5 protein-coding genes and 1 pseudogene are annotated in these 6,395 nt (G+C 59.2%); all 6 read left to right on the top strand.

Annotated features, from left to right (window positions below; translation table 11 throughout):
* Window positions 1-212: 212 nt before the first annotated feature.
* Window positions 213-1,556, top strand: coding sequence for a Gfo/Idh/MocA family protein (locus ACIREA_RS23870; protein ID WP_397384847.1), 1,344 nt, complete (start codon window positions 213-215; stop codon window positions 1,554-1,556).
* Window positions 1,557-1,561: 5 nt separating this feature from the next.
* Window positions 1,562-3,127 carry a hypothetical protein gene (locus ACIREA_RS23865; RefSeq protein ID WP_397384846.1) on the top strand — a complete coding sequence of 522 codons (1,566 nt, stop codon included), beginning with the start codon at window positions 1,562-1,564 and terminating at the stop codon, window positions 3,125-3,127.
* Window positions 3,128-3,134: 7 nt separating this feature from the next.
* A complete protein-coding gene (locus tag ACIREA_RS23860; RefSeq protein WP_397384845.1) occupies window positions 3,135-3,521 on the top strand; it encodes a hypothetical protein in 387 nt (128 codons plus the stop codon).
* Window positions 3,514-4,335: an NAD(P)-dependent oxidoreductase gene (locus ACIREA_RS23855; RefSeq protein WP_397384844.1), complete on the top strand. Its 822-nt coding sequence runs from the start codon at window positions 3,514-3,516 to the stop codon at window positions 4,333-4,335. The genes ACIREA_RS23860 and ACIREA_RS23855 overlap by 8 nt, the downstream gene beginning before the upstream one ends.
* Window positions 4,332-5,564, top strand: a complete 1,233-nt coding sequence (locus ACIREA_RS23850; RefSeq protein ID WP_397384843.1) for an MFS transporter — start codon at window positions 4,332-4,334, stop codon at window positions 5,562-5,564. The genes ACIREA_RS23855 and ACIREA_RS23850 overlap by 4 nt, the downstream gene beginning before the upstream one ends.
* A 28-nt stretch (window positions 5,565-5,592) precedes the next feature.
* Window positions 5,593-6,395: pseudogene (locus ACIREA_RS23845) on the top strand (hypothetical protein); the annotation flags it as partial.

The following is a 6,395-nucleotide window of genomic DNA, read 5'->3' as shown; positions in this document are numbered from 1 at the left end:
GCGAGATGGTCCAGGTGTCCCGGCCCTTGTGCTCCAACAGGGTTTTGGCTGCGGTAGGAATTTCCATGGCATTAAATTTGTTAACTGATTTTCTGAAATGGGCGTCTGCTAAGCAAGCTTCGTTTTACCCGCCCTGTCTGGCCGGGGGAAAAGCGGGAATCAGCCAACCTTGGTGCTTGAGAACGACTCCGTACGTCGTTTCATGCGGTGCCATGAGCACCCAACCCACGCCTCTCTCACGTCGCCGCTTCGTCGGTGCTGCCGGTCTCGTCGCCGGGAGCATGATCACCCGTCCGCTGTTTGGACAGAACGCCCCCAGCAACAAACTCAACGTCGCCCTCATCGGTGTCTGGGGTCGAGGCCTCGCGCATTACGACTCCATCGCAGAGGAAAATGTCGTCGCGCTGTGTGACATCAATGAGGCACGCTTTCCAGAGGCGCTGAAGCGTTTCCCGAATGCCACGACGTATATCGACTGGCGCAAGTGTCTCGACCACAAAGGTCTGGATGCCGTCGTCATCTGCACGCCGGACCATACGCATGCGTTCATTGCCAACTGGGCGCTGAAGCGCAATCTGCATGTCTACTGTGAGAAGCCGCTGGCCATCACAGTGAATGAAGCACGCATCGTGCGTGCGACATGGGAGACCAAGAAGGACAAGCTGGCCACTCAGGTGGGCATGCAGCGTCATGCGAATCCGAATTTCAACCGCGTACGCGAACTCATTCGTGACGGTGCCATCGGTGAACTGAAAGCCGCCTACGCCTGGGGCAACAGACAGATCCCCAAGCCCGGCTACTTCCCCGAGGAAGGTGCGCCGCCTTCGACTTTCCATTACGACCTGTGGCTCGGCCCATCGCCGTTCCATCCTTACAATCCGGCTTACTTCTCCGGCGGAGCCGGTGCGAACTGCCTCTCCTGGAACATGTTCTGGGACTTCGGTGCCGGACAGATTGGCGACATGGGCAGCCACACGATGGATCTGCTCTGGAATGCCGTGGACGGTGGTCTGCCGACCTCCGCCGAGGCCAAGGGCGACGCCTACAATTCCGATGTGACGCCGGTGAAGTGTGAATCGCATTTCGAGCTGCCAGCGAATGACTGGCGCGGACCCATCTCCGTCGGTTGGTATCAGGGTGGTGCGATGCCGAGCTCGCCAAAGAGCCACATCGACCTGACCAAGATCAGTCACGGTGCCATGTTTAAAGGCACGAAGGGTTTCCTGATCGCTGACTTCGATTCACGTCTCATTCTGCCTTATGGCAACGATGCCGACATGAGCTACTACAAGCCGCGCAAGAAGGAGGACATGCTGCCAGATCTCGGCCACTTCCAGAAGCAGTGGTTTGATGCCTGCCGTGATCCGAGCAAGCCCACCGCCTGCAACTTTGGCTACAGCGCCAACATGATCGAGATGATGCTGCTCGGCCTCGTGGCCTACCGCACGGGCAAGAAGATCCAATACGACGGCAAAACCGGTACCAGCCCGGACACACCCGAAGCGAACGCCTTCATGAAGAAGGAGTACCGCGACGGCTGGAACATCGACGGCTAACGCGCATGAATCAGTTCACGTCCATCAGCATCGTCAGCCTGGTGCTGATGGGCGGTGTGCTGACCACTCCTGCGGCGGATTACTTTGACGAGACGAAAGCGACGACTGTTTTTGCTTTCGACAGCGTCTCGATTCCCTACTCGCAAAATCTTCGGCTGGAGATGCGCCAGCCGACGCGGCATCCTGGAAACCCGGTGGTGAAGCGAGGTGAGCCGGGCACACCAGATGCCTTGGGGGTGCAGTTCTACGGCTCGATCATCAAAGATAACGGCAAGTACCGCATGTGGTATGTCGCCTTTGATGACGACACCGAAAACAAAGTGGCCTCCTCGCGCTGGCGTGCGGCCTATGCGGAGAGCGCGGATGGCCTGAACTGGAGGAAGCCGAAACTGGGGCTCGTCGAATACAAAGGGAGCAAAGAAAACAATCTCCTGCAGATGGGCGGCGGGCCGTGGGGATTTGTGAATGTGAAAGTGCTCAAGGACGAGGCGGATCCTGATTCATCCCGGCGCTACAAAATGACATCGCATGTCTATTTTCGCGGCCAGAGGCGGCTGGGTACGCTGCTGCCGTTTGTCAGCGCAGATGGTTACACCTGGAAGCCGGTGAAGGAGGTGAAGTCTGTGAAAGCCGAGCTCAGTAAGGAAGACCTGTTGCTGCCCGCCATTCATTTCGAACCCAGCGGAGGGCTTTATCAATGGGACGGTATGTTCTATGCCTGCGGTCAGAATGCCCTGAATGCAACGCGTCCGTATCAGGGGCGTGTGACGCGCATGTATCGCTCGCCTGATTTTGTGCACTGGCTGCCCACGCAGAGCATCGGCTTCGTGCGTGAGCCGCAACATCAGGTGCTGGGTGCAGGGCGAAGCCTGGAAGGCGAGCAGACACATGAAGGCATCAGCGTATGGAATCGCCGCAATCTGCTGCTCGGCGTCGTCGGCCTGTGGCATGGTGCGAAGGAGTGGCGGGACATCTCCATCGATCTCGGCTTCGTGATCTGCAATGACGGCCTCAACTTTCGCGAACCGGCGCATGAGTGGACTTTTCTCAAGCGCGGTGAAGATGGCGCGTGGGATCAAGGCGGCCTGCTTCAAGGGCAGGGCTTTGAAAACATCGGTGAGGAGACTTTCATCTACTACGGCGCATGGGATCCGCGGCATTGGAAGGACTCGCCTGCACGCGGGGGTGTCGGCATCGCCAAACTTCCGCGTGATCGCTTTGGGGAGCTTGTCGTCGAAACGGTCGGTAAAGGCCCTGGCGATTACCAGATGCCAGAGGTCAGCAGCGAGTTCGTCACTGCCGCCATTCCGATGAAAAAGGGGCAACAGTTCTTTCTAAATGCGGATGGTCTTGGACCTGAGGCAGCTTTGAAAATCGAACTCCTCAGCGCCAATGAAACACCGCTGCCGGGCTACACCTCCACGATTCGCCAGAGTGGCTTTCAAACGCCAGTGACATGGCGGAAAGCTGCGGGTGATCTGCCTGAACGCGTCCGCGTGCACGTGACGTTTGAAGGCAGGCGCAACACAGACATCCGCTTCAGCGCCTTGTATCTGCAACCCGCCGATTGATGACCCCATGAAACGCCGTCACTTTCTCACCGCCACTGTGGCAAGCAGCGCCGTGGCTGCCGCTGCCACGCCACCTGCGGGCATCATCGACTGCCAGAGCCACCTCTTCTTTCCCGAGGTGCTCGACATGATGCGGAAGCGTAAAACCGAACCGCTGGTGTATGACGCGAAGGGCACCACGTTTCTCAAAATGGGCGACTGGTTGCGCAAGGTGCCGCCGCATTTCCTCGATGTGAATGCCAAGCTCGCGAGCATGGATGCCAGCGGCATCGAAATCACCATGCTCAGCACGAACGATCCCGGTCCCGAGTGGTTCGGCGCGGACGGGCCGGCGGTGGCGCAGTTGAAATCCTCTCCGGCAATGCTCGGCAGCTCTTTGGCCTGGTATGAGTGAAACGAATGCCAGTTCTCTCGGTGTCATCGGCATGGGCCTGATGGGCATTGCCGTGATGAAGATGACCGGGGCCAGTTGCGGCTGGGATGTGGATGCCTCCCGCTGCGTCAATGCATCGACCGCCAACGATGTGTTTGAGCACTGTGATGTGGTTTTTCTCTGTCTGCCGAACTCCGATATTGTTCGTGATGTGCTCCGTCCTGCCAGCTTGAAGCCCGGCCAAATCTTCATTGATACCACGACCGGAGATCCGGGTGAAATGGCCGCGCTGGGAGCAGAACTGAAAGCACAAAAAGTACATTACCTGGATGCGACGGTGTCCGGCAGCAGCGCGCAGTTGCTGCAGCGAGACGTGCTCGTCATGGTCGGCGGTGATGTGGACGTATTCGAACAATGCCGTACTTGGTTCGAACACTTTGCCCGCGAGGTGATCCATGTGGGTCCTTGTGGCAGCGGAGCGAAGATGAAGTTGGTGACGAATCTGGTGCTCGGGCTCAATCGCGCCGCGTTGGCGGAAGGCATTGCCTTTGCACAGCAGCTGGATCTCGACCTCACTCAAACGCTCGATGTGATGCGCCGCAGCATGGCCTACTCCCGCATCATGGACACGAAGGGCGAGAAGATGATCATGCAGGACTTCACGCCGCAGGCCAAACTCTCGCAGCATCTGAAGGACGTGCGTCTCATGCTGGCTGCCAGCAAGCTGCCGCTGCCGCTGAGCGAAACGCATCGGCAATTGCTCGAAAAGGCGGAAGCGCTTGGCTATGGCGAGGCGGACAACAGCGCAGTAATACAGGCCATTCTGAAACCATGAATACTGCCCAACGCTATCTGGTGCTCGTCACTGTTTTTCTGGCACTTGTCTTTGACGGAGTGGAACTCGGCCTGATGCCGGTGGCCTCGCTCTCGGTATCGAAAAGCCTGCTTGGGGCTGGTTTTACAGCTGAGCTCGGGGGCGAATGGTTCGCACGCTTCACTGCGGCGCTGATGCTGGGTGCAGCCATTGGCGGCATTGCGCTGGGAAGCTTTGGTGATCGTGTGGGACGCACACGGGCGATGGGTGTGTGCATCCTGTTCTACTCCCTCTTTGCAGCGATGGGTGCCTATGCGCAAACGCAGGAGCAGATGCTGGCACTGCGCTTCCTGGTGGGGCTGGGAGTCGGCGGATTGTGGCCGAATGGCATCGCGCTTGTCTCGGAATGCTGGTCCAGCGCTTCGCGTCCGCTGGTATCAGGCACGATGATGGCGGGATTGAACTTGGGTGTCCTGGCGCTTTCGCAGGTGGCACGCCAGTGGCACATCACGCCGGATTCGTGGCGCTGGGTGTTTCAGTTTGCCGGCCTGCCTGCGCTGCTGGGCTTGTTTGTGCTCGTGGCTTTACCGGAGTCGCCCAAATGGCTGGCCTCTCGTGGCATGGCGAAGAGCCCCGTGACCCCTCTGCGTGAATTGTTTCAGCCTCAGTTGATTCGCTTCACGCTGGTGGGCATTTTATTGAGCTCCATCCCCATGATTGGCGCGTGGTCGGCCAGCAAGTGGATGATTCCGTGGTCCGACAAGATCGCCGGTGCTGCGCATGGGGACTACAAGGCCGCCACACAGGGCTGGTGGGCGCTGGGTGCCACGCTTGGCAGTCTGTTGGGCGGGCAGTGCGCGATCTGGCTCGGCCGCCGCCTGAGCTACTGCCTGATCAGTCTAGCCACGGTGAGCATCACCTATGCGATGTTCCAGCTGACTGCGCCACTACAGGCGTCGTTTCATCCCGTTGTCTGCGCGCAGGGCTTTGTCGCCACGTTGTTTTTTGGTTGGCTTGCGCTTTACCTGCCGGAGCTGTTTCCCACACGTGTCCGCGCCACGGGCAGCGGTCTGGCCTACAATTCCGGCCGTTTTGGCACGGCTGTCGGGGTGCTGGCGGCGGGCTACCTCTTCACCGCACTCGGCGGCGACTACGCACGCGTCGGCGCGATCTGTGCGTCGATTTACGCACTGGGAATCTTCGTCATCTGGTGGGCACCGGATACGCAGACCCAAGAGTTGGCCGATTGAGTCCGCATTTGGCGACCGTATGGAAAGGATGCGACCGCTTCTCTTCGCCCTCTGCACTCTCATTTCGACCGCGTATGCGGCTGATCCCGCCCGTGTTTTCAAAGCCGGAGCCGCCACGAGCAACATCACGCCGGAACTTGGCAGCTCGATTAATGGAGGCTTTCAGGATGGCAAGGCGGTCTACATCCACGATGAACTAAACGCGCGCTGCCTCGCGCTGGATGATGGGAAAACAAAGCTAGTGATGGTCGTGGCGGACAGCTGCGTCATCGGCCGCGGGATTTTTGATGAAGCGAAGAAGATGGTGCATGAGGCCACCGGTTTGCCGCTGGAAAACATGCTCATGTCTGCTACGCATTCACACTCCTGTGGCACCGCGCAGGCCGTGGGCCAGAGTGAACCGAACCCGATGTATCAGCGTTTCCTTGCCAAGCGCATCGCCGATGGCGTGCAGCGTGCGCTGAACAATCTAGCTCCCGCCAAAATCGCGTGGGGCAGCGTCGATGTGCCGCAGCATGTGTACAACCGCCGCTGGAAGATGAAGCCCGGCGGCATTCCCCCCACGCCGCATGGTGTCACCACCGATCAGGTGAAGACGAACCCCGGCGTCAACAATCCGAACCTGCTTGAGCCCGCGGGCCCCACCGATTCGCAGGTGAGTTTCATCAGCGTCCAGTCAGCGGAGGGAAAACCCATCGCGCTGTATGCGAACTACTCGCTGCATTATGTGGGTGGCGTGGGCCCCGGCCATATCTCGGCGGATTACTTCGGTGCGTTTGCAAACCGCATCGGTGAACTGCTCGGTGCAGACCGGCAGGACCCGCCTTTCGT

The organism is Prosthecobacter sp. (genome assembly GCF_044373815.1).
GTDB lineage: Bacteria > Verrucomicrobiota > Verrucomicrobiia > Verrucomicrobiales > Verrucomicrobiaceae > Prosthecobacter.
This window is presented reverse-complemented; position numbering and strand designations above follow the sequence as displayed.

Excerpts from the sequence above, each read along its gene's own strand:
- ACIREA_RS23870 (WP_397384847.1), top strand. The coding sequence starts at position 213 with ATGAGCACCCAACCCACGCCTCTCTCACGTCGCCGCTTCGTCGGTGCT.
- ACIREA_RS23865 (WP_397384846.1), top strand. The coding sequence starts at position 1,562 with ATGAATCAGTTCACGTCCATCAGCATCGTCAGCCTGGTGCTGATGGGC.
- ACIREA_RS23860 (WP_397384845.1), top strand. The coding sequence starts at position 3,135 with ATGAAACGCCGTCACTTTCTCACCGCCACTGTGGCAAGCAGCGCCGTG.
- ACIREA_RS23855 (WP_397384844.1), top strand. The coding sequence starts at position 3,514 with ATGAGTGAAACGAATGCCAGTTCTCTCGGTGTCATCGGCATGGGCCTG.
- ACIREA_RS23850 (WP_397384843.1), top strand. The coding sequence starts at position 4,332 with ATGAATACTGCCCAACGCTATCTGGTGCTCGTCACTGTTTTTCTGGCA.